Consider the following 20,893-nt stretch of genomic DNA (forward strand, 5'->3'; position numbering starts at 1 on the left):
ATCCCCCCACCCCTCGCGGCCGTCAGGGCTCGTTTCGGGTTCGGACCGTCCGTCTGGTCGTCCGGGTCGTGATGCCTCTCAGCGGCCTCGCATGACGGCGTGGTGAATGAAGCCGATGGGCGCTTGATCTTCCATTCGGTAGAGCTTGGCACCGCTCGCATTGAGCAATCCCGTGTCGATGGGCTTGCGCTCCGTCTCGTGCAGGGTGCTAGCGAGGCTGTCGGTTGCCTTCGCATCCCAATCGCTGTCGGCTGTCGGTCGGATCGCAACGTAGCGCGTCATGCTCGTTTCTCTTCCCGCTGCTTGTCTCGTGAGTGGCAGGGCGTGCACAGTGACTGGAATGGTCCGGTCCAGAACTTGATCGGGTCACCGGCATGTCGCTCGACGTGGTCGCATGTCGTCGCGGCCGTGATGCGTCCCGCCTTCTCGCACATGCGACAGAGCGGCTGGGCTGCAAGCTGGGCCTTCGCCATCCGTCGCCATCTCGCGGTCCAGTACCATGACCGCCATGGCTGCTCGCGGTTCCGCTTCTGGTCGTGCTGGCGCTTCTGCTCTGCACGAGATGCTTGACCGGCAGGGCGGTGGCGTGGTGGCTTGTGGGGCATCAGTCAGTCAGAAATCGAGCTAGGTCGAAAGCAGCGGTTGCGGTCAAACGCTTTCCGAATACGATCCTGTCGTCGTCTACAATCTCAACGTACCGATCGCCTCCATCCATCTTCGTGACCTGAATCGACAGAGCCGAGATTGTGTGGTGCTGTACCGCCCGATCACGTATCGACCAGCCAAGGGGGCGCGGCACGGTGTTTACGGTATCCGACATACTGAAAGTCCTCGATCAGATTCCCGTGTGGAAGTCGTTGAAGGCGCTGCCGGGGAAGCTGGACGCGCTCGAAAAGCGTGTCAGCGAGTTGGAAGCAGAGTTGGCGAGGCGACCGGCACCTGAAGTTTGTCCGCTCTGCCATGGCGAGATGAAGCTGTCGAATGTCGAGACGCACTGGATGGGCGACACCGAATTCCACAACTATGTCTGCTCTACTGAAGGATGCAGTCATAAACGCCAACGGCGGGTCAACCTAGACGGTTGATAAACCGCACCCCGCAACGGGCGCGATCGGCTGCTTTTCTACTTCACGAGCTACAGCCGTAACGTGGTCAGGACGACCGGTGATATCACCGATTATCGACAGGTTCGCCCGACAGCGCATCGATATGGATTTCTACGCGTGCCTTGTCGGCCGTGTGATAGACAATGCTGTAGTAGCCATCGTCATTCCATTCCATTTCTTCCAGGTAGCGAAAGTCTTCCCTGTCTTCGATGGATGTCAGGATTTCGGAAGGTCGTTTGCCGTTCTCGGCCTTGGCAGTAGGGTCAATATCTTGCGCCATAGCAGGGCCGCTTACGACCATCCCAGCAACGCACAAAACCATAAGCTTCTTCATCGTATCGACGCTCCTTTTTGGTAAGAGCATGTCGAACGAGGCGGTAGGCATGAGGTTCCCATAATCGTGGCATTGTCGCCGGTCCGAACTGCTTTCGGATCATTTGCGCGACCAAGAAGTTGACCTCCTAAGCAACCTCGAAAGGATCGCGATATGGAAGGTCAGTTTTGGTCACTCGTGATAGTCGGCGCTCCAATCTTGCTCGCTGCCGGTATCGCTTACGTACTTCTTGGACGACGTCGCTTGTCACGGAACGAGAAGCGCGCCCAAGATGCTGGGACACATCGCCAGTACGACGAGCGCGAGTGATATGCGCCCGCGTACCATCAACGCAGTGCTGCTAGCTCTTGCTGCGCTGCTGGGACTGATCGTCGGCGGCGCGGTCTACCTCAACTACCTGGGTGGCACCCCGACTAACGCTGTGGGTTCTTCAGAACAAACTTCGGTAGACCAAGGATCAAAAATTTTCGACTGATCACTTTTAACGAAAAGCTCGCCGGTTAGGGCGGGTTTTCAGCGCACCTTTGCCGGAACACACGCCTGCAGTGATTGTTAGGCTCTTTCCAATAGCGAGGAGATCACCATGGTAGACGATAAAAGTGACCAAGGCGCTCAGGACCGAGCCCGCGTCTCAGCGAAGCAGCCATACGAAGTTGCATACTTTGCCCAGAAGCACGGGCTTTCCCAACAACAGGCACGCGACATCATCGAGAAGCACGGTCCTTCTCGGGATGCCTGCGACAAAGCTGCGAGCTGATCCGATGACAGACGAACCCAAGAATGATCCCGCCGCCGGCACTACCGACGAAAAGCCGAGGTGGGAAGGCCCGCCCGAAAACCGCCCCCGTGGCTATCTCCCAGCGAAGGATGACCCGAATACGGATCGTGACGCGGCCGGTGAGAACAACGACGACCCCGATCGCAACAGCGTATCAGGCGTCGAGCGAAAGTCAGACAAATGAACCACAGTCAATCGACACCGCCTGTTCGCGATACCGAAGCTACCGGCGTGCCCGAATCCAATAAGCGCGACCTAATGAACACCGAAGCCGATCAGGACAGCAAAGCGCCGAAAACAAGCGGCGTACCCGAGCGTGGCAAAGAGCCTTTCATCAATAAGACCGTCGATCGGAATACCGAAGGTGCTCGTGAAGCGGGCGCTACTCCCCGTCCGACCGATAAGCCGATAGTCGGCGGCGATAAGGGCAGCGCAGCTTAGGTTGGCGCTCCAACACAAAACCCGCCCCTCAACCAGGCGGGTTTTGGTGTCATGTCCTACCGGTCATCTTGCTTCTTGCTCGCGTCGGCATGCCACTGGCGGTCAATCGTGCCCTCTGCAGCCTTGTGGAAATACTGCGAGCATACCAGCCATCCCTTGAGCGGTCGTAGCAGCGCTATGCAGCACGCCACGATCAGCGGCAGCGTCGTCACAATGTGAACCCAGAGCGGCGGCTCGAAATTCGACTGCACCCAAACAGCAAATGCCAGTGCCGGTACGCAGGCGATAGTCATCGCGAAAAACGCCGGGCCATCAGCCGGATCGGCGAAGCTGTAATCCAACCCGCACACCTCGCAACGAGGTGCAAGTTGGAGAAGCCCATTGAACAAATGGCCCTGCTGACATTGGGGGCATCGCCCCTTGATACCAGTCAGCATCGGGTTGTCTGTCGGCACATATTTCGGGTCGACCATTGCGCGTCTCCTTTGGCAGGAGAATGGCTTGGTCGTGACGATGTTCCTATGCGTCATTTGAGCGTTGCGACGTTCTGACAAGAGAGCGTCAGAAACACGAAACCCGCCTCGTAGGGGGCGGGTCGCTGCGTCGCAACTTTGCGAAGATGACCAATACCTGAGGTGCTTCGCGACGAAAGTCAACACTCTTTCGCGTTCGGGCCAAGCATGCCGAAGTGAATTGCACAGTCTCGCAGATGCTGATGAAGAACCGGGGCCATGTCCCGCTCCTTCGTCCCGTGCTTACGGGCTATCTCGGCTCCGGTGAGGCCGGCAACGCAGTAATCGACGAGCCTGCTTGCGGGGAGTTCACCGAGTTTTTCGCGGAAGCCTTCGAGCTTGTCGATTGCGTTCGCCCGGCCGTCGCCAAGGCCAGTTGCATAGCCCGATGATGTGCCGCGCAGGAAGTTGGCCGAACTGGCGATGGTCATACCAGCCCGCTCCCACAAGATTGCGAGATGGTTGCCGGCGTGGAACAACGCGCCCTGCTTGTTTCGACCATACCGCCATTCGAACGTGCCGGGACGGCACCGCATCGACTGCTGTCTCTTGCGATTGTCCGACACCTTGATTTCGACCGTCTCGACAACCGTTCCGTCACCACCACGGCGCGCTGCTTTTTTCTCAGCTTTGTCGCGCTTCGCCATCGCGGCCTTACGAGCCAGCGTCTTAGCGGTTGTCGGACGCTGCGTCGGAAGGCCTGCCATTCGTAATGCGACCCGTTCTTTATCTAGGTCGCGTCGGTTTCCGCCGTCGATGCGTACAGACGGTTTGCGAGTCGTGGTCAAGCTGCCTTCCCCTTTGCCTTGAGAACGTCGTTCCAGTCTTCGCCAGTGCGCGGCGGCAGTTGAACGATCGGGTCGAAGTCTTTCGCTTTCAGCCGCTGGGCCAGCGCAAACGCAGCCGCTTGCCCGGTGTGGCTGTGGTCGTTGTCACCGAAGATGAAAACCGTCCGCGCGACGGCTGGCGGTAGCCAGTCCTGAAGCAGGCCAGCAGTCAGCGCGGCCCAAACCGGGATGTTGAACAGGATCGAGGCAGACAGCGCTGTCTCGATGCCCTCAGCAATACCCATGGTTGATGCAGCGGGTGACAAACGAACGGCGGCACCGGTCGGCATAGATCCCATCATCTTGCGCGGGGTTGGCAGATCGGCCTTGTCACCCAGACCGTCGAGATAGGTCCGATGAAGAGCGGCGCGTTCGCCGTCAGCGATTGCGGCATCACAAGGATCCACCTTCGCCAGCAGGGCTGGATGCCACGACGCCCTTTGCCCAGCGTCTGAATATCGCTCGTCCTTGGCGAAGCGCAGCGTCGTCGGGAAATTGATCAGTCCGGTACGGGCGTTGATGTAACGGCCGGCAGCGTCCTGCAAATCCAGCGGCTGCGCCCGCTCCCACATCTTGCGCATCAAATCGCGGGTCTTTTGGTCGTCCTGCGCCGGCTGACCATTGGCGGCGATGACCGGCGAGGTACCGATGTGCCTTTCAATCTCAACCGCGGCGGCTCTGAAGTCGCAACGCAAGAATTGCTTCACAAGCTCGATGCCGTCACCAGCGCCGCAGTGGCTGCAAATCCATGTGCCGCGACCGCCCTTGTCGTCGAACCGAAAACGGTCTTTACCTCCACACGTCGGGCAAGGGCCGTGCTTGTTGCGCAGCATCTTTGACGGGATACCTACACCCGACAGGATACCATGCCAGCGTCCAACAGCGCGGTCTTTCAACGGTTCATGCCGCATTTCGACGCTGCTCCTTCTGCTTGCCTTTCGCGTATTTGATCTGTTCGTGCTTGAGCCAATTCCCGAACACCGCATCCGGCGGCATCGCATGGTGGCTAAGGCCGTCCGGCCACTGGTCGTAACGGGCGTAGAATTTCGCTTTGGCGAAGTTATTCGAGTAGCCGCGCTGCTTCTGGACCCACAGCAGCATCGAAAAAACTTCCTGTGGCGAATGCGGTGTCGCATCCTGTTTCGACCGCTTGCCGCCCCTGATCTGGATCAGGTCGCCGTTCTTCTCCTCGATGAACGACTGACGTTCAGGCGCGAACCCACATGCGGGGCAGGCATGCACGCCGGCAGGCTTGAGAGCCGAGCAGGACTTGCATTCCTTCGGCAGCGACAGTTGCTTCTCCCGCGATGGCTTGCCGCTGCTTCGCTGATGCTTGCCCATGTCGAGTTGATCGTGATGGATGTCGTCGACGAAGCCGAGACGAAGCGTCGTGTCGCTATGGTCGAGGATCAGGCAATCCGCTTTGCCATTTGCGGTTCGAAGGCCGCGCCCGATGATCTGCGTGAAAAGCATTTCCGATTTTGTGGGGCGTGCGAGGATGATGCAGCGCACATCCCAATCAACACCGGTCGTCAGCGTGTAGACGTTGCACACCACCTTGATCTGACCGTTGCGAAGACGCTCCCCGATTTGCTGGCGTTCCGATGCCGGCGTGTCCATGTCGACGTAGCCGGTCGGAACGCCCGCCGCTTCAAACTCGTCCGAGAGCTTGCGTGCATGAGCGCGATCGACGGCGAAGCAAAGCGACGGTCGATCCTCGCCCAGCTTCAGCCAGGTTGCCACGGTGTCCGCGATCAGCACCGGCTCGCTCATCGCTTTGGACAACTCGCCTTCGTGGTAATCACCCGCGACGGTGCGGACCTTGGAGAGGTCAGGGTGCGACGGCGCGTAGACTTTAAACGGCGACAGAAACCCGGTGGCGATCAGTTGCTTGGTCGTCGTCGGGATCAGCAAATCATCGTAGTGCTTGCCGAGACCCTTCGTCCAAGGCGTGGCGCTCAGGCCGACGAACGGCACCTTCTGCCAATTCGGCATAGCCATCCATGTCCCGTAGAAGTCGAACCATTTGTGCGCCTCGTCGATCACGACGATGCCCGCTTTCGGCAACGGGCGGTTTTTCAGGGATTGGACTGTAGCGATCTGTACGGGTTGGTCCGGGTCGGTCGCCGGATGGTTTGACTGGATGACGCCCGTGCAGGTGATGCCTTGCTCAGCAAACCGCTCAAGCGTCTGGTCGACAAGCGACAGGAAAGGCACGACGAACGTAACCGCGTTGCCCTTCGCCAGTGCGCCCTCGACGATTGCCGCCGATATCAGCGTCTTGCCGAAGCCCGTTGGTGCCTGAAGCATGGGGCGGCGCTTGCCGGAGCCAATGGACGAACGCAGCAGGTCCAGCGCCCGCTCCTGATGCGTGTGCAGCGTGAACTTCAAAACGGCACCTCCGACGTATCGAAGCTTCCGTTCACTACCGCCAGCCGTGGCCTGTCCTGTGCCCTACCTTCAACGTAGCTACTACCTTCAACGTTGAAGCTGTTCGTCCCTTGGCCCCGACCATTATCTGATTCTGATTCTGATGGCTTAAGCATTGCTTGAGCATTGCTTGCTGTTTTGCCGCCCTTTCGACCGGCTTTTGCGCGGCGTTCGTAGGCTTCCTTGGCTTCGCGAATGTCGCGATCGATACGCTTGTGACGCCATCCTTCGTTGAACATTTCGCGGATGATGGGGCGCATTTTCCGCCACTCGGTCATCGAAAGGCCGGTGACCCGGGACAGCATCTGATCGTCGTCAGGCACACCCTCGTTACGCCAGTAGTGCATGATCAAAAGTAGGTACGCGCCATGCTGTACGGTGGTCATGTGCGTCGTGTCGGCGATGTAATCGGCGGGGAAGAATTTCATCCATGGACGTTGGCTCATTGGTCCGCCCTCGCCAGAATTTCAGTCAGCCGGTCAATGAGACCTGACGCGCGCTGCGTCAGGGTAGAGCGCTTGCGCCCAGCATCTCTGACCAAGTCGTCAATCGTCATCGCCTCGATCTGGTCGGTATGCGCAATGAACCGTTCGAGTGTCGAAGTTGTCGGCTGTGTTGAGCTTGAATATCGGGCAGCGATGCCCCCCGAGCGCGATGCGTCTTGAGGCTCGCGCGGTGGCGGCCGGTCAACCAGATCGCGCTTGACGGCGTGCACCTGATCGTTTGGCGGAAGGCGCTTGAGCTTGTCGAGATAAGCGCCAGTATCGAGCTTGGTCCCGCGCACCATGTTCAGGGCTTCGGGGATGACCTTCTCCCCGCGCTCTGCGTCAAGTTGAACTGCACGTTCGGAGCGCCCGGTAGCGGCCGCCGTGTTGACTGTGAAACGTTCTACGTCGCTGTTTTCACTTTGCGATTTCAAGTCGCAAGATTTGCGATTTGGTTCCGATCTGTCTCCGCCGTGGCGTGCTTCTGGATGCAGCTCCTCGTAGATTGCCTTTCGCCTCGCGACTTGTGCGCTCCGTTCAGCGGGTGATGGATCGGCCCTGCGAAGGTTCTCATCGATCATTGCCAGTTCGGCCTTGAGGTCGTCGAGGTCGGCAAGGTCGAGCGCCAGAATATCGGGCTCGCCAAGCTCCTGCACGGCCATGAACCGATGGTTGCCGGCGATCAGTTCGAACGTGCTTCCTGCGGCATGTCTGACGATGACCGGTGACAGCAAGCCAACTTCTTGGATGCTGGCCTTGATGCCTTCCACATTTTCGCGGTTGATCTCGCGCGCATCGGGGCGGCGGCGGATGTCTTTCAGGGAAATGAACCGTGCGCTGCTCATGCTGTGCCGCCGCAATCGGGATGCTGGCGCGGGAACGTGACCACCTTCGTTGAAGGGCAATCGGTGTTGGCCAGATACGATTCATAAAAGCGGCGATACGCTTGCCCGGATGCGTGGGCGTCCGCAGGATCAAGCGTCTGCTGTGCCTTTTGATGCAGATCGCGCCACTCGATGAACAGGCACTCCTGTTCGGCGTTCATTGCTTCGTCCCGCACGGTCATGTTCGTGATGGAAATGGGGCAGTCCGCGAGGTTGCCGCTCATGATGCGCCTCCGTCCAGATAAGCCAGGGCGGAACGCAGAGCATTTTCAGACAGCCTACAAACAAAGGCGTCTTCATCGAACGCCAACCGGATAGCTTCGCGAACGCCAGCAAGACTGGTGGCTTCCGGTGCTTCGTCGGCAAGGAGACACATTGACGGCCCGTAGGTCGACGCGACGAATTCCGGCTCGTTCTGCTTGGTGAGAACGTCGTCAGGGATGGCGGCGAAAACAGCGCTCTGCTTCCGGTATTCGGTGATGAGGTTAAGCAACGGGTCGGTCATCGCGCACCCCCAACTGCGTCGTACAGTTCCTCACGCACCGAAGTGAGCCGCATGCGGATGCCATGGATCACTTCACCTATGTATTTTATGTACTCTCCCTCGGCTGTCTGCGGGCTGTTAATCGCCAGCCACGCAATCATGAGATCGTCATTAAGCTGGTCCAAGTGGTCGACGGCGACGACAGCGGCGAACTTATCTGTGGTCTGCATCACCGCGCCTCCTGCTTGGCTGAGACGATGACCGAGAAGCGAGGCCCACCGGGTAGGCCGGGAACAGCGTTGCCGAGCCACATGATTTCCGCAGTCGGATCCAGTTCCCTTGCCGCCTTAGCGAACTCCTTCGCGTGGAAGTCCAAGCGCTCCTGCGCGCTCATTGTCTGGGGGCTTGCAGACGCAGGTGCGCCCGCGCTATATCCGTTCGTGTTCATTTCCATTCCTTCTGGGGAGTTGGATTGTTCCTGGCTCGGAGAGGTTGCCGCCTCTGCCGGGCCTTTCGTTTTCTGGCATGCCGTATCTGTTGCGGGTGACATCGTTCGTGTCGCGCGTGACATTTCTGATGCCATTAAGCCGCGTCCTCCATGAAGAACGTGATCAGCTTCGCGCGGCTGACGACGTATCGTTCGCCGATCTGCTTCACCATCGGCAGCTTGCCGGTAGCGATCATGTGGTAGGTTTGCTGGTAGTTGCGGCCGATAATCTTGCCGATTTCCTCGACACCCCAGATGAGGTCGAGACATTCGTTTGACGATGGCATGTGCACTCCGCTCGTTTGCAAATCAGTAACCATGGCTATTAGCCATAATCGATACTGGCTAACAGCCAGCCTTGTGTCAAACGGTTTATCGTGGCTAAAAGCCATTCATGGGGAAAACACCATTGCAACCAGAAGACAAGTACGTCCTCCGCATGCCAGATGGGATGCGTCAGCGGATAAAAGCGGCTGCTGAAAGCAACGGTCGCTCGATGAATGCTGAGATGGTGGCGCGACTTGAAGACAGCTTCGTTTTCGAGGCTCGTGAACAGCGACTTCAATCTGATATTCGCCGTCAAGGTGACGACAACATCGGCCTCCAAGATCAGATTGAGGAGATGGACCAACAGATCAAGCGCCAGCAAGAGCGTGAGGTTAACTACCTGGCTGAGATCAGAAGTTCGCGAATTGCCAAAGAGGCTTTTGACAAAACGCTCGAACATCGGGAATTCGAGATTAACGCTCTTCGCGATGAGCTTCGCGAGGTGTGGGCCATTATGCGCTCTCAAGGGGATCAACGTGAGACAATGAATGGTCTCAGAGAGCAATTTGCAGAGGTCCAACGCGCTATGGTCACTGTCGGCAAAGCCATAGAAGAGGCCGCGAAAGGCAACCAAGGCGAACTTGAGAGCTTCGTGGAGGCGTTTCGCAAAGCCAGCGCAGGTCTTGACGAATGAGCGTCCGCAAACGCCTGTGGCCCGATCCAAAGACTGGCCCTAAATCGGCATGGGTGGTCGATTATGTGGACGGTCAAGGCAAGCGCCGGCTGAAATCGTTCAAGCTGAAAAAGAAGGCTGACGAGTTCGCCGCGACGGCCTCGGTAGAGGTGCGGGAGGGAACGCACGTTGCCGACCGAGAAACCGTGACGGTTGCGTCGGCGGGCAAGCTGTGGATCGCGACGAGTGAGGCGACCGGGCTTGAGCGCGTGACCGTAGATACCTATCGCGCGCGACTAAACCTTCACGTTGCGCCCTTCATCGGCACGGAGAAGCTGTCGAAGATCACCGTTCCGGTCGTCCGGTCATTCGCTGACCGACTTCGAGAGGAAGGCCGCTCACCAGCGATGGTGAAGAAGGCACTCACCGCGCTCGGTGCGATACTGTCAGATGCGCAGGAGCGTGGCCTAGTCACACGGAATGCGGTCAAGGAAATGAGCCGTCGCCGGAATGGATCGGAGAAGCGCAGCAAGCGCCTCCTACAGCCCGGAGTCGATATCCCTCTACCCGAAGAGATTAAGGCGTTCCTCGCAGCACTGGATGGCAAATGGCGACCGGTGCTGCTGACCGCCGTTTTCACCGGCTTGCGCTCGTCGGAGCTTCGCGGGTTACGGTGGCAGGATGTGGACTTCGTGAAGGCAGAGATATCAGTCCGCCAGCGCACCGACCGCTACGGAGAGATCGGCGCGACTAAATCACATTCGAGCCAGCGCACCCTCCCCGTCCCACCGGTCGTGATGAATGCGCTGAAGGAGTGGAAGCTGGCTTGTCCGACCGGCGAACTAGTGTTCCCTAATGGGCAGGGAAATCCCGAGTCCCATTCGAATATCATCAATCGCGGCTTGACCCCCGCCATGAAGCGCGCCGGCCTGACGCTCGACACTGGCAAGAAGAACGACGATGGCGAGCCAATCATCGCCGCCCGTTACTCAGGGCTTCACGATCTGCGACACTTCTATGCGTCGTGGCTGATCAATCCGAAGGAGGCGGGCGGGCTGGGCCTCGACATGAAGACCGTGCAGGCGCGCATGGGGCACTCGTCAATCGTGGTTACGGCAGATGTCTATTCGCACCTGTTTCCGCGTAAGGATGACGGGAAGGAAATGGCTGACGCCGCAAGCGCCCTGATCAGCTAGGCGCAACATAGACGCAACATAGAGCCAAAATAATCAACAATTACAATGTCTAGAATGGGCCTTCTAAGCCGATGGTCGCAGGTTCGAATCCTGCCGGGATCGCCAGATTTCCTAACAGCCACCCGCCGCGTTTTTCAGCGACGGGCGCTCGCTGAAAACCGCTTGAGTTAAAGGCTCTGCCCAACCGCCGAGCCGATGACTGCGCCGCCAACGCCGCCTGCAATCGCACCGCCTGTGCCGGCTACCGAACTTCCGATTACGGCTCCACCGACGCCACCGACGGCGGCTCCACCGAGCGAACGCTGGCCGGTCGTGCAGCCGGTTACCATAAGCGCGGAAGCGACCAGGGCGGCCGTGGCAAATTGCTTCTTCATTTCATGACCTCGATAAAAATGGTTATGAAATGCAAAGGCGTAGCGTGACGGATGGTTCCTGATCACGCGCGCTGTTTCGTGACGAAAAAAGCTTCATAAGGTGACGCCAGACTGCGCGCTGCCGGTATCAGCGCTGAAGGGGCTGCTTCGCCAACGTGCGAAGCTCCGCCTCGTCCTCGATGCCGGCGAGATAGTAGCCAAGGATGCGGGAGGCGCGCGCCTCCCGGTCCGTCTGACTTTCGTCGTTCCGCGATGTTGCCTGAAAGACCCTCGACAACAGGGCAAGCTGCGCCGGTTTAATGATTCCGGCTTCCTCTGCCTTTTGATAAAGCGGCACGGCCCCTCTCCAAGATTACCTTGAGGCAAGATTAGCGGAAATCCGTACAATCGCAACAAGATCAGCGGCTTGGCCGAAAGAACGGTTAACTCTGGCGATAGTCGACCACCTCCGCAGCGAGCGCGCGCGTGATGCGCGACTTGCGCGCCAGCGCCAACCGGTCGAGTTCGGCGACCAGCAAACCTGCCGCCTCCAGCGAACGCTCCATTCGCTTGACGACGTATTGCACCACGGACGGCTCGACTTCGACCTGCCGGTCGGCGAACAGCTTGGTCAACACGCCTTCGAGAAGCATGTCGTCGGGCGCGCCGATCTCGACGACCGAAGCAGCCTTAAGGCGCGAGGCGAGGTCGGGAAGCGTGATCGGCCATGAGGCCGGAGCGGTGCTCGCGGTCATCAAGAGATGCGTGCCCGATGACCGGACCGCGTTGATCAGATGGAACAGGCCGGTCTCGTCGATCGTGCCGACGTCCACGTCATCGATCAGTACCGGGCCGCCCTCGGCCAGATCCAGCGCGGCAGCGGCCAGATGTCCGGGCCTTGGTGAAACCGCACCCGTCATGTCCTGCCATGCGTGCGCCAGATGCGTCTTTCCCGAACCGGCCGGGCCGACGAGCACGACAACGGCCGCCGGCCAGTCCGGATAATGATCGATCAGGTGAAGAGCCGGCGCGATCGACACGGAGGGCACGATGTCGTCGCGGCTCGTCGCCGCGCGATGCGCCAGATCGAACGGCAATTGCTGCGGACTCTTCATCGTCGCGCTCACGCAGGATCGTTTCGCTTGCGCACGCCGTGATAAAGCGGCGAAGCCTCGTAGCGCTCGATCGCAAAACGCACCAGAACGGCCACTGCTGCCGCAGCGGGCACGGCGACGAGCAACCCCACGAAGCCGAAGAGATAGCCGAAGGCGAACAGCGCGAACATCAGCCACACCGGGTGCAGACCCACGCTCTTGCCCACCAGATTGGGCTGGAGAATGTTGCCTTCGATGAACTGCCCGCCGAAGAAGATCGCCGCGACGAGCGCAATCATCTGCCATTCCGGCCAGAACTGGACCAGCGCGACGCCGAGCGAAAGCACGAGACCGGTCAGCGACCCGACATAGGGGATGAACGAGATCAGCCCGGCGAACATGCCGATGAGCAGACCGAAATTCAGCCCGGCAAGCGTCAGTCCGATGGCATACATGGTGCCTAAAATGAGGCAGAGCGCGCCCTGCCCGCGCACAAAGCCGGCAACCGAATGATCGATCTCGCGCGCCAGCCGGCGAACGGTACGAACATTATCGCGAGGGATCAACTGATCGACGCGCGCGACCATCCGGTCCCAATCGACGAGCATGTAGAAGGCAACGACCGGGGTGACGACGAGAAGCCCTACGATATCGACCAGCGCACGGCCGCCGCTCCAGAGCGAGCCGAGCAGGCCAGTGACGATACCCGCGCCGCCTGAAAATATCGAATTGATGCCTTCTTCAAGTCCCTGCGGCTCGATGCCGACGCGCGAAGAAAGCCATTCGATATCGAACGAGGTGGCGAGGCTGCGCAGCCGCGCGAAGTAATCCGGCACCGCAGCGATGAAATCGGCGAGCTGGTTCACCATGATCGGCGCGAATACGGCAAGTCCGACCGCAAGGATCAGCACGAACGCCACGAGGATAGTTACCGCTGCCCAAAGCCGCGAAAACCCGATCCGCTCCAGCCTGTCGGCCACCGGATCGAGAAAATAGGCGAGGATCATGCCGGCAAGGAACGGCAACAGAATCGAGGAAAAAACGAACAGGAACAGGACGAGGCCGGCGATGGCGATCACCCAGAACATGACCTGCCGACGCCAGGACATTCGTTGCGGCTCCATTACAGGCGGAACGGAAGGCGTAGGCGTTTTCATGGCGATCCGATCGGCTCCTGCGCAAAGCGACGACATAGGCACCGCGCCTTCGGCCGGTCAAGTGGGCGTGATGAGCAACGCGCCTTGCAGTCCGGCGCTGCTTCTGCCAAGAGCGGCACGATCTTGGATCGCATGGCGATCGACAGGGAGTAAAGATGATGAGCGACCAGAAGAACGGCCTCACCTATGCGCAGGCAGGCGTCGACATCGATGCCGGCAACGCGCTGGTCGAGAAGATCAAGCCGATGGTGCGCTCGACCCGCCGGCCGGGTGCCGACAGCGAGATCGGCGGTTTCGGCGGCCTGTTCGATCTCAAGGCGGCCGGTTTTACCGATCCGGTGCTTGTCGCGGCCAATGACGGCGTCGGAACCAAACTCAAGGTCGCGATCGATGCCGGCATTCATGACACGGTCGGCATCGACCTCGTCGCCATGTGCGTCAACGACCTCGTCGTCCAAGGCGCTGAGCCGCTCTTCTTCCTCGACTATTTCGCGACCGGCAAGCTCAATCCCGAGCAGGGCGCGGATATCGTTTCGGGCATCGCCGACGGTTGCCGACAGGCCGGTTGCGCGCTGATCGGCGGTGAAACCGCCGAAATGCCGGGCATGTACCGCGACGGCGACTACGACCTCGCAGGCTTCGCGGTCGGCGCAGCAGAGCGCGGACAACTTCTGCCCACTGACGATATGGTCGAAGGCGACGTCATCCTCGGCCTCGCCTCGTCGGGCGTTCATTCCAACGGGTATTCGCTGGTCCGTCGTATCGTCGAGCTTTCCGGTCTCGACTGGTCGGCCAAGGCTCCGTTCGATGAAAGCCGCACGCTCGGGGCGGCGCTGCTCGAACCGACGCGCATTTATGTAAAGCCGCTTCTGGCCGCAATCCGCTCGACCCACGGCATCAAGGCGCTTGCGCACATCACCGGCGGCGGATTCCCCGAAAATATTCCGCGCGTGTTGCCGAAGGACCTGGCGGCTGAGCTCGATCTCGACGCGATCGAGGTGCCACCCGTATTTTCGTGGCTGGCAAAGACCGGCGGTGTCTCGGCCATCGAGATGAAGCGCACCTTCAATTGCGGCGTCGGCATGATCCTCGTCGTCGCCTCGGGTCAGGCCGCGCAGGTCGCGGCGGTGCTGCAAAAAGAAGGCGAGCGCGTCATGACCATCGGTCGCATCGCCGCGCGTCGCGAGACCGGCGTTGTTTATCGCGGACATCTCGGCCTATGAGCGGGGTGGCGAAAAAGCGTGTCGTCGTCCTGATTTCCGGGCGCGGTTCGAATATGTCCGCGCTGATCGAAGCGGCAAAGCATGCCGATTTCCCTGCGAAGATCGTCGGCGTGATTTCCAACAAGGCCGACGCGCACGGTCTGGCGATTGCGGCAACGCACGATATCGAGGCGAAGGCGATCACGCGGGCCGATCATCCGACGAAGGAAAAGCTCGACGCCGCGCTCGACGCGGAACTGAAGCGCCTTAAAGCCGACATCGTGTGTCTTGCCGGCTATATGCGGCTCCTGACCCCTGAGTTCACACAAAACTGGGCCGGACGCATCATCAACATCCATCCCTCGCTCCTGCCGCTTTTCCCCGGTCTCGACACACACGCCCGCGCGCTTGCGGCGGGCATGCGCCTGCACGGTTGCACCGTTCATTTCGTTACAGCCGAAATGGATGCCGGCCCGATCATCGCGCAGGCCGCAATACCCGTCATGCCGGGCGACGATGCGGATTCGCTGTCGTCGCGCGTGCTCAAGGCCGAGCATCAGCTTTACCCGATGGCACTGCAGCTTGTCGCAGAAGGTCGCGCACGCATGGAAGACGGACGCGCGGTGCTGACGAATGTGACGGCGTCCGGCAGTCTGTTGTCGCCGATGCCGGCGCGCGAGGGGCTGGACATGGAAAACCTCGCCCGGCTGACGCCTTGATCGCTTGCCGAACGATGCACACGTGGTAGGATTATTTCCTACCACGGAGATTTCAAATGGCGACAGTCGAGAAAGTCAGCATTTCACTATCGTCCGAACTTGCATCGAGCGTACGTAACGCGGTCGAAAGCGGCCGTTATGGTTCTGCCAGCGAAGTGGTGCGCGAAGCACTGCGCGAATGGAAGCAGCGCGAGCCGCTGCGTCGGCAGGAAGTCGAGCGTTTGCGAACGGCATGGCAGGAGGGCATCGAAAGCGGTGCCTCGCAACCTCTCGACCTCGATACCATCAAACGTCAGGCAAAGGCCCGATTGGACAATAGCGGCCGTTGATGCGGATCATCCGCACTCCCGCCGCCGAAGCGGATCTCATCAATATCTGGCTTTATATCGCAGCCGATAGTCAAAAGGCGGCGGACCGGCTGCTTGACGCCATCGGCGATCGGATCACGCCGCTAAAGGATCACCCCTTTTTGGGTGTGGCGCGTCCGGACATTGCGCCCGACGCGCGACTGCTGCCCGTTGAAAACTACGTAATTCTTTATCGCGTGTTGCCCGACGCCGTCGAAATCGTGCGCATCGTCCATGGCGCGCGCGATGCCAGCGTACTATTTTAAGGCTCTGATCCACACTTTCGTGTCGTGAAACGCCGCGCCGCCATAAGGTGCGGCAGGATCTGCACCGACAAGGACGTTGATCCCCTCGCCGCGCTCATGCGCGCCGTTCGGCCAGATGCCCTCGGCGATGACGACACCGCGCTTCATACCGTCGAACAGTTTGACATGCAGCACGACCGCGCCACGCATGTTGCCGATTTCCACCCTGTCGCCGGAGCCGAGGCCAAGCCCGGCGGCATCTTCAGGGTGCAGCAGAAGTTCGGGCCGCCCTTCGCGCTTTTTCGAGCTCGGCATTTCGGTGAAGGACGAATTGAGGAACGAGCGCGCTGGAGACGTCGCTAGCCGGAACGGATGTTCCAGGTCGGCGCTTTCGATCAGTTCGACGTGATCCGGGAAGACTGGCAATTCGGCGTAGCGTCCCATCAGACCGACTGATTTCGGCGGCTTGGCCGGCGCGACGGTGCCCGTCCAGTCAGGCTTGAAGCGGAACTTGCCATCCTTGTGGCCGAACCCGTTCAGAAAATGCGCGGTCTCGAAATCCGGTTGCATGTCAGTCCAGCGCTCTTCGGCAAAGCTTTCGAACGTGCCGAGGCCGCGTTTTTCCAGCATCTTGTCGATATGCTGCTGCTCGGTGAGCCCGAAACCGGGCATATCCGCGACGCCCAGACGCTTGGCCAGTTCCTCGATGACGAAATGATTGGTCTTCGGCCCTTCGGGGGCGTCGACGACCTTCGGCCCGAGCACGATGTGCTGCTGGCCGCCGCCGCGATAGATATCGTCGTGCTCGAGGAACATCGTAGCGGGAATGACCACGTCCGCGAGCATGGCCGTATCCGTCATGAAATGCTCGTGGACGGCGGTGAAAAGATCGTCGCGCAGAAAACCCTCCTTCACCAGACGCTGCTCCGGCGCGACGTTGGCCGGATTCGTATTCTGGATCAGCATGGCCGCGACCTTTGGTCCGCCGTTCAGCGCCGCCGGATCGTTCGTCAGGATCGCGCCGATGCGCGACTGGTCGAGATGGCGAATTTTCGGATCGAGGAAGCGACGGCCTTCGAGTTCCGTCTTGTCGAGCTTGAAGATATCGGAATTGGAGTGAAACGCGCCTCCGCCTTCATATTGCCAGGCGCCCGTAACGGACGCGATGGACAAAGCTGCGTGCATGTTAGCCGCGCCGTTGCGCGAACGGGTGAAGCCATAACCAAGGCGGAAGAACGTACGCTTCGTTTCGCCGACGAGCTGAGCGAAGGCTTCGATCTCGGCAACCGTCAGGCCCGTGATCGCGGCTGCCCATTCAGGCGTCTTCGTCGCCAGATGCGCTTCCAGTCCCTTCGGATCATCGGTGTATTTTTCAAGATAGGCGCGGTCGGCGAGGCCCTCGCGGAAAAGAATATGCATCACCGCGCAGGCGAGCGCTCCGTCCGTTCCCGGCTTCAGGATTAGCGCCAGATCGGCCTGCTTCATCGTGGCGTTGTCGTAAACGTCAATGACGACGATCTTCGCGCCGCGTTCCTTGCGCGCCTTGATCGCGTGGGTCATCACATTGACCTGCGTGACGACCGCGTTCGTGCCCCAGATGACGACGCAATCCGATTTCGCCATCTCGCGCGGATCGGGACCGCTCAGCGCGCCCGTACCCATGACAAAACCGGTCCAGGCGAGATTGGTGCAGATCGTGTCGAAGAAACCGGAATATTTCTTCGCATGACGCAGGCGATGGATGCCGTCGCGCTGCACAAGGCCCATCGTTCCGGCATAATAATACGGCCAGATACTTTCAGAGCCGTGCGCCGCCTCGGCGGCCTCGAATTTTTCGGCGATCAGGTCGAGCGCCGCATCCCAGCTTGCTTCCTTCCATATGCCCTCGCCCTTCGCCCCGGCGCGAACAAGCGGCTTCATCAAGCGATCGGGATGGTAAAGGCGCTCGGCGTAGCGCGCGACCTTGGCGCAGATGACGCCATCCGTATAGGTGTTTGCCTTCGCGCCGTGGAGCCGTCCGACGCGCCCCTCCGTCACCTCCACGTCGAGCGCGCAGGTGGACGGGCAATCGTGCGGGCAGGCAGAATGGCCGATGCGGATATTGGCGTGCTGGTTCATTGGGCCACGCTAGCGGAATTCGCCTTCGGCGTGTAGACCGCCCAGACGAAATCGACCGGGCCAGCGCCGTGAACTATCGCCATATCTATCATGCCGGAAACTTCGCCGATGTCGTCAAGCACATCGTGCTTGCGCGCTGCATCGAATATATGAAGCGCAAGCCCGGTGCGTTCCGCGTCATCGACACCCATGCCGGGATCGGCGTCTACGATCTGTCCACCGCCGAGGCACAGAAGACAGGCGAATGGCAAAACGGCATCGGAAAGCTCCGCGAGGCCGCACTTCCGCCCGAGGTGTCGGCCCTGATCGCGCCGTATCTGGAAGCGGTGCGCGCGGCAAACCCCAAGGGTGGCCTGAATTATTATCCTGGTTCGCCCGCGATCGCGCGGCATCTTTTGCGCCCGCAGGATCGGCTGACGGCAATCGAACTGCACCCGGCCGACGCGAAGGTGCTGAAGGATCGCTTCACCGGCGACTACCAGACACGTATCATCGAACTCGACGGCTGGCTCGCGCTCGGCGCGCATCTGCCGCCCAAGGAAAAGCGCGGCCTCGTCATCGTCGATCCCCCCTTCGAGAAGGAAGGCGAATTCGACCGGCTGGTCGACGGTCTGGCCAAAGCGCATAAACGCTGGCCGGGTGGCACCTATCTTCTATGGTATCCGATCAAGAACCGGCGCGCTGTCGCCGCCTTTCGCGACGCCATGCGGCAGGCCGGCATTCCCAAGGTGCTCGACGTCGTCTTTTCCATCCGTCCCTCGGCCGGGGCCGAGCGCTTCGACGGCACGGGCATGATCGTCGTCAACCCGCCCTACCCGCTCGAAGCCGAAATGAACGAGATTCTACCGGTCCTGACCCGTCTCATCGGAGAATCGCCGCAAGCCTCGTTCGGTCTGGAATGGCTCGCGGGTGAACATATACCATCTTGATCGGTCCATCTTGACCGGAACGCGTCGGTGACAGACATTGCCGACTCGATGATCACGTGCGGGGACTCCAAAATGGCCAATCTCATCCGTCGCGCCGGCGCAGCGATATTCACGGCGGCGGCCCTTCTTGCCGGAGCACTCACGTATCAGGCATCGGCTGCCGACATGGTACGCGGCGTCTACGCGGCCGATCCGGGCGTCTGTGCCAACACGCGGGTTCTCGGCACGATCAGCTCGAAATTCGGCTATCAGGTCCGCCATGTCCCGAACCTGCCGCAGGTCGGCATCGCCGAATTCATGAATATCCGCGAAAACCGCTTTCAGCCTTCGCAGCCGGACTGGCCGATCGAGCGCCGCTATTGTCAGGCGAGTGTTTCCCTGACCGATGGTTATACGCGCGACGTCTGGTATCTGATCGAGCATCCGATGGGCTTTGCCGGCATCGGCAGCAATGTCGAATTCTGCGTCAATGGCTTCGATCGCTGGAAGGTATATGGCGGCAATTGCCGCGTCCTGCGCTGATCGGCCATTGCGTTTCGAAGCTGCCGCACTCGTCGCCGCGCTTCTGGCGCTAACCGCTTGCGGCGATGAATCGCGAAACGACGACAAGCCGTTCGATTTCTACGTTCTTTCGCTGTCCTGGTCGCCGAGCTATTGCGCGGCCGAGGGCGCGCGCGCCGATCCGCAGCAATGCGACCGCGATATGGGTTTCGTCGCCCATGGTCTGTGGCCGCAATTCGAGAGCGGCTGGCCGGAATATTGTGACGACGACGCGCCCCGGCCATCACGCCGACAGGTCGACAATATTGACGACGTCATTCCTTCGGACGGTTTGATCCGTCATCAATGGCGCAAGCACGGCACATGCACCGGTCTAACCATAGACGGCTATTTCGATGCGACGCGCGCGGCCTTCGAAGCCGTATCCATCCCTCGCCTGTCGCAGGAGCGCATGTCCGCCGCCGAAGTCCGCAGCGCGTTTCTCGGTGCCAATCGCGATCTGCCGGACGACGGCATTGCGGTCACCTGCTCGGACGGCCTCTTGCGGGAAGTAAGGCTGTGCATGACAACGGACTTCGCGTTTCGCGCCTGCCCGGAAGTCGCCGCGCGCTCCTGCCGACAGTCAGGACTTCGAATTCCGCCGATGTGAACTCATTGCGATTGCCGCTTTGCGATTGCTCGCTTAGCTTGCCCGTAACGATCCATCCGGAGGACCCGATGCCGAGACTGCTTTATTCGCCTTCTTCCCCCTACAGCGCAAAGGTTCGGATGGCGGCCATCCATACCGGCTATTCGATCACCGCCCAGACAGTCGACACGAACGCAGATCCGGACGATCTCATCTCCGCTAATCCGCTCGGCAAAATTCCCTGTCTTGTGACCGATGACGGACAAGGGATTTTCGACAGCCGTGTGATCATGCAGCATATCGGCCGCGAGACCGGCAACACCCTCTATCCGCGCAATGCAGCCAAGCGGCTGGAAGCCGAGCGCCTCGAAGCGCTGGCCGACGGCATTTGCGATTGCCTTCTCGCCCATGTCTACGAGCGACGTTTCCGGCCGGAGGAAAAAATCCATCTGCCCTGGCTCGAACGGCAGTGGTCGAAGGCGATCCGTGCGCTCGACGAATTAAATGAGAACCCACCGAAACTGACGAAGAAGACGACTGGCGGTCACATCGCCCTGCGCGCCGCACTTGGTTATCTGGCGCTGCGCTTCGATGGACAATGGGAGCGAGGCCGCTCGAAGCTGACACGCTGGGCGAAGCGTTTCGACGAACGCTTTCCCGACCTTGTCGAGGCACTCCCGAAATAGCGCGCAAAGA

The 20,893-nt window shown here is 60.2% G+C and carries 33 protein-coding genes; 15 read left to right on the top strand and 18 right to left on the bottom strand.

Features of this window, described 5'->3' with window-relative positions; genetic code table 11:
• Nucleotides 1-78: 78 nt before the first annotated feature.
• A complete protein-coding gene (locus ACX82Z_RS10590) occupies nucleotides 79-282 on the bottom strand; it encodes a hypothetical protein (protein WP_459588579.1) in 204 nt (67 codons plus the stop codon).
• Between the two features lie 518 nt (nucleotides 283-800).
• On the opposite strand from ACX82Z_RS10590, the gene ACX82Z_RS10595 reads away from it, so the two are divergent.
• Nucleotides 801-1,085 (top strand): hypothetical protein, encoded by a 285-nt coding sequence (locus ACX82Z_RS10595; protein ID WP_459588581.1) that lies wholly within the window; start codon nucleotides 801-803, stop codon nucleotides 1,083-1,085.
• A gap of 85 nt (nucleotides 1,086-1,170) precedes the next feature.
• Here ACX82Z_RS10595 and ACX82Z_RS10600 read toward each other — a convergent pair whose 3' ends face one another.
• Complete coding sequence (locus ACX82Z_RS10600; RefSeq protein WP_459588582.1) at nucleotides 1,171-1,440, bottom strand: PepSY domain-containing protein; 270 nt, start codon at nucleotides 1,438-1,440, stop codon at nucleotides 1,171-1,173.
• A gap of 271 nt (nucleotides 1,441-1,711) precedes the next feature.
• On the opposite strand from ACX82Z_RS10600, the gene ACX82Z_RS10605 reads away from it, so the two are divergent.
• From ACX82Z_RS10605 to ACX82Z_RS10620, 4 genes are all read left to right on the top strand, one after another.
• Nucleotides 1,712-1,915, top strand: coding sequence for a hypothetical protein (locus ACX82Z_RS10605; protein ID WP_459588584.1), 204 nt, complete (start codon nucleotides 1,712-1,714; stop codon nucleotides 1,913-1,915).
• A 108-nt stretch (nucleotides 1,916-2,023) separates the two neighbouring features.
• A complete protein-coding gene (locus tag ACX82Z_RS10610; RefSeq protein WP_459588586.1) occupies nucleotides 2,024-2,197 on the top strand; it encodes a DUF3606 domain-containing protein in 174 nt (57 codons plus the stop codon).
• Between the two features lie 4 nt (nucleotides 2,198-2,201).
• Nucleotides 2,202-2,402 (top strand): hypothetical protein, encoded by a 201-nt coding sequence (locus ACX82Z_RS10615; protein ID WP_459588587.1) that lies wholly within the window; start codon nucleotides 2,202-2,204, stop codon nucleotides 2,400-2,402.
• Nucleotides 2,399-2,659 carry a hypothetical protein gene (locus tag ACX82Z_RS10620; RefSeq protein WP_459588589.1) on the top strand — a complete coding sequence of 87 codons (261 nt, stop codon included), beginning with the start codon at nucleotides 2,399-2,401 and terminating at the stop codon, nucleotides 2,657-2,659. Before ACX82Z_RS10615 ends, ACX82Z_RS10620 begins: the two co-directional genes overlap by 4 nt.
• A gap of 56 nt (nucleotides 2,660-2,715) precedes the next feature.
• On the opposite strand, the gene ACX82Z_RS10625 is transcribed toward ACX82Z_RS10620, so the two are convergent.
• From ACX82Z_RS10625 to ACX82Z_RS10675, 11 genes are all read right to left on the bottom strand, one after another.
• The gene (locus tag ACX82Z_RS10625) at nucleotides 2,716-3,132 is read right to left on the bottom strand and encodes a DUF983 domain-containing protein (protein ID WP_459588590.1); all 417 of its coding nucleotides are present in this window, start codon (nucleotides 3,130-3,132) and stop codon (nucleotides 2,716-2,718) included.
• 179 nt (nucleotides 3,133-3,311) lie between these two features.
• Nucleotides 3,312-3,878, bottom strand: coding sequence for a hypothetical protein (locus tag ACX82Z_RS10630; RefSeq protein ID WP_459588592.1), 567 nt, complete (start codon nucleotides 3,876-3,878; stop codon nucleotides 3,312-3,314).
• A 77-nt stretch (nucleotides 3,879-3,955) separates the two neighbouring features.
• Nucleotides 3,956-4,909, bottom strand: a complete 954-nt coding sequence (locus tag ACX82Z_RS10635) for a toprim domain-containing protein (RefSeq protein WP_459588594.1) — start codon at nucleotides 4,907-4,909, stop codon at nucleotides 3,956-3,958.
• Nucleotides 4,899-6,389 (bottom strand): DEAD/DEAH box helicase, encoded by a 1,491-nt coding sequence (locus ACX82Z_RS10640; RefSeq protein WP_459588596.1) that lies wholly within the window; start codon nucleotides 6,387-6,389, stop codon nucleotides 4,899-4,901. The genes ACX82Z_RS10635 and ACX82Z_RS10640 overlap by 11 nt, the downstream gene beginning before the upstream one ends.
• Nucleotides 6,386-6,874, bottom strand: a complete 489-nt coding sequence (locus tag ACX82Z_RS10645) for a YdaU family protein (protein WP_459588598.1) — start codon at nucleotides 6,872-6,874, stop codon at nucleotides 6,386-6,388. The genes ACX82Z_RS10640 and ACX82Z_RS10645 overlap by 4 nt, the downstream gene beginning before the upstream one ends.
• Nucleotides 6,871-7,758, bottom strand: coding sequence for a ParB N-terminal domain-containing protein (locus ACX82Z_RS10650; RefSeq protein ID WP_459588600.1), 888 nt, complete (start codon nucleotides 7,756-7,758; stop codon nucleotides 6,871-6,873). The genes ACX82Z_RS10645 and ACX82Z_RS10650 overlap by 4 nt, the downstream gene beginning before the upstream one ends.
• Complete coding sequence (locus ACX82Z_RS10655; RefSeq protein WP_459588601.1) at nucleotides 7,755-8,021, bottom strand: hypothetical protein; 267 nt, start codon at nucleotides 8,019-8,021, stop codon at nucleotides 7,755-7,757. The genes ACX82Z_RS10650 and ACX82Z_RS10655 overlap by 4 nt, the downstream gene beginning before the upstream one ends.
• A complete protein-coding gene (locus ACX82Z_RS10660; RefSeq protein WP_459588603.1) occupies nucleotides 8,018-8,302 on the bottom strand; it encodes a hypothetical protein in 285 nt (94 codons plus the stop codon). The genes ACX82Z_RS10655 and ACX82Z_RS10660 overlap by 4 nt, the downstream gene beginning before the upstream one ends.
• Nucleotides 8,299-8,511, bottom strand: a complete 213-nt coding sequence (locus ACX82Z_RS10665; RefSeq protein WP_459588605.1) for a hypothetical protein — start codon at nucleotides 8,509-8,511, stop codon at nucleotides 8,299-8,301. Before ACX82Z_RS10665 ends, ACX82Z_RS10660 begins: the two co-directional genes overlap by 4 nt.
• Nucleotides 8,511-8,729 (bottom strand): hypothetical protein, encoded by a 219-nt coding sequence (locus tag ACX82Z_RS10670; RefSeq protein ID WP_459588606.1) that lies wholly within the window; start codon nucleotides 8,727-8,729, stop codon nucleotides 8,511-8,513. The genes ACX82Z_RS10665 and ACX82Z_RS10670 overlap by 1 nt, the downstream gene beginning before the upstream one ends.
• 134 nt (nucleotides 8,730-8,863) lie before the next feature.
• Nucleotides 8,864-9,055: a hypothetical protein gene (locus ACX82Z_RS10675; protein ID WP_459588608.1), complete on the bottom strand. Its 192-nt coding sequence runs from the start codon at nucleotides 9,053-9,055 to the stop codon at nucleotides 8,864-8,866.
• A gap of 107 nt (nucleotides 9,056-9,162) precedes the next feature.
• Here ACX82Z_RS10675 and ACX82Z_RS10680 point away from each other — a divergent pair, with 107 nt between their 5' ends.
• Together ACX82Z_RS10680 and ACX82Z_RS10685 are read left to right on the top strand one after the other, a co-directional pair.
• Entirely contained in the window at nucleotides 9,163-9,729 is a 567-nt protein-coding gene (locus ACX82Z_RS10680) for an Arc family DNA-binding protein (RefSeq protein ID WP_459588610.1), read from the top strand.
• Nucleotides 9,726-10,904 carry a tyrosine-type recombinase/integrase gene (locus ACX82Z_RS10685; protein ID WP_459588611.1) on the top strand — a complete coding sequence of 393 codons (1,179 nt, stop codon included), beginning with the start codon at nucleotides 9,726-9,728 and terminating at the stop codon, nucleotides 10,902-10,904. The genes ACX82Z_RS10680 and ACX82Z_RS10685 overlap by 4 nt, the downstream gene beginning before the upstream one ends.
• Nucleotides 10,905-11,071: 167 nt before the next feature.
• Here ACX82Z_RS10685 and ACX82Z_RS10690 read toward each other — a convergent pair whose 3' ends face one another.
• The 4 genes from ACX82Z_RS10690 to ACX82Z_RS10705 form a co-directional block, all read right to left on the bottom strand.
• Nucleotides 11,072-11,278 carry a hypothetical protein gene (locus ACX82Z_RS10690; RefSeq protein WP_459588613.1) on the bottom strand — a complete coding sequence of 69 codons (207 nt, stop codon included), beginning with the start codon at nucleotides 11,276-11,278 and terminating at the stop codon, nucleotides 11,072-11,074.
• A 127-nt stretch (nucleotides 11,279-11,405) separates the two neighbouring features.
• Complete coding sequence (locus ACX82Z_RS10695) at nucleotides 11,406-11,615, bottom strand: hypothetical protein (protein ID WP_459588614.1); 210 nt, start codon at nucleotides 11,613-11,615, stop codon at nucleotides 11,406-11,408.
• Nucleotides 11,616-11,700: 85 nt separating this feature from the next.
• Nucleotides 11,701-12,372, bottom strand: a complete 672-nt coding sequence (gene hdaA / locus ACX82Z_RS10700; RefSeq protein ID WP_459588616.1) for a DnaA regulatory inactivator HdaA — start codon at nucleotides 12,370-12,372, stop codon at nucleotides 11,701-11,703.
• A gap of 8 nt (nucleotides 12,373-12,380) precedes the next feature.
• On the bottom strand, nucleotides 12,381-13,460 hold the full coding sequence (locus ACX82Z_RS10705) for an AI-2E family transporter (protein WP_459588617.1): 1,080 nt from the start codon (nucleotides 13,458-13,460) through the stop codon (nucleotides 12,381-12,383).
• 206 nt (nucleotides 13,461-13,666) lie between these two features.
• On the opposite strand from ACX82Z_RS10705, the gene purM reads away from it, so the two are divergent.
• From purM to ACX82Z_RS10725, 4 genes are read left to right on the top strand one after another with little or no spacing between them, the layout of a single operon-like run.
• The gene (gene purM / locus ACX82Z_RS10710; protein WP_459588619.1) at nucleotides 13,667-14,731 is read left to right on the top strand and encodes a phosphoribosylformylglycinamidine cyclo-ligase; all 1,065 of its coding nucleotides are present in this window, start codon (nucleotides 13,667-13,669) and stop codon (nucleotides 14,729-14,731) included.
• On the top strand, nucleotides 14,728-15,429 hold the full coding sequence (gene purN, locus ACX82Z_RS10715) for a phosphoribosylglycinamide formyltransferase (RefSeq protein ID WP_459588620.1): 702 nt from the start codon (nucleotides 14,728-14,730) through the stop codon (nucleotides 15,427-15,429). Before purM ends, purN begins: the two co-directional genes overlap by 4 nt.
• A gap of 56 nt (nucleotides 15,430-15,485) precedes the next feature.
• The gene (locus ACX82Z_RS10720) at nucleotides 15,486-15,758 is read left to right on the top strand and encodes a type II toxin-antitoxin system ParD family antitoxin (RefSeq protein WP_459588621.1); all 273 of its coding nucleotides are present in this window, start codon (nucleotides 15,486-15,488) and stop codon (nucleotides 15,756-15,758) included.
• Nucleotides 15,758-16,042 (top strand): type II toxin-antitoxin system RelE/ParE family toxin, encoded by a 285-nt coding sequence (locus ACX82Z_RS10725; protein WP_459911702.1) that lies wholly within the window; start codon nucleotides 15,758-15,760, stop codon nucleotides 16,040-16,042. Before ACX82Z_RS10720 ends, ACX82Z_RS10725 begins: the two co-directional genes overlap by 1 nt.
• Here ACX82Z_RS10725 and ACX82Z_RS10730 read toward each other — a convergent pair.
• Nucleotides 16,034-18,139: a molybdopterin-containing oxidoreductase family protein gene (locus tag ACX82Z_RS10730; protein ID WP_459588623.1), complete on the bottom strand. Its 2,106-nt coding sequence runs from the start codon at nucleotides 18,137-18,139 to the stop codon at nucleotides 16,034-16,036. The genes ACX82Z_RS10725 and ACX82Z_RS10730 overlap by 9 nt on opposite strands.
• A gap of 68 nt (nucleotides 18,140-18,207) precedes the next feature.
• On the opposite strand from ACX82Z_RS10730, the gene ACX82Z_RS10735 reads away from it, so the two are divergent.
• From ACX82Z_RS10735 to ACX82Z_RS10750, 4 genes are all read left to right on the top strand, one after another.
• Nucleotides 18,208-19,068, top strand: coding sequence for a 23S rRNA (adenine(2030)-N(6))-methyltransferase RlmJ (locus ACX82Z_RS10735; RefSeq protein ID WP_459588625.1), 861 nt, complete (start codon nucleotides 18,208-18,210; stop codon nucleotides 19,066-19,068).
• A gap of 72 nt (nucleotides 19,069-19,140) precedes the next feature.
• Entirely contained in the window at nucleotides 19,141-19,590 is a 450-nt protein-coding gene (locus tag ACX82Z_RS10740; protein WP_459588627.1) for a hypothetical protein, read from the top strand.
• Nucleotides 19,562-20,218 (top strand): ribonuclease T2 family protein, encoded by a 657-nt coding sequence (locus ACX82Z_RS10745; RefSeq protein WP_459588629.1) that lies wholly within the window; start codon nucleotides 19,562-19,564, stop codon nucleotides 20,216-20,218. The genes ACX82Z_RS10740 and ACX82Z_RS10745 overlap by 29 nt, the downstream gene beginning before the upstream one ends.
• A gap of 68 nt (nucleotides 20,219-20,286) precedes the next feature.
• Entirely contained in the window at nucleotides 20,287-20,883 is a 597-nt protein-coding gene (locus ACX82Z_RS10750) for a glutathione S-transferase (RefSeq protein WP_459588631.1), read from the top strand.
• The last annotated feature ends 10 nt before the right edge of the window (nucleotides 20,884-20,893 follow it).

The sequence above is a fragment of the Aliihoeflea sp. PC F10.4 genome (assembly GCF_054612275.1).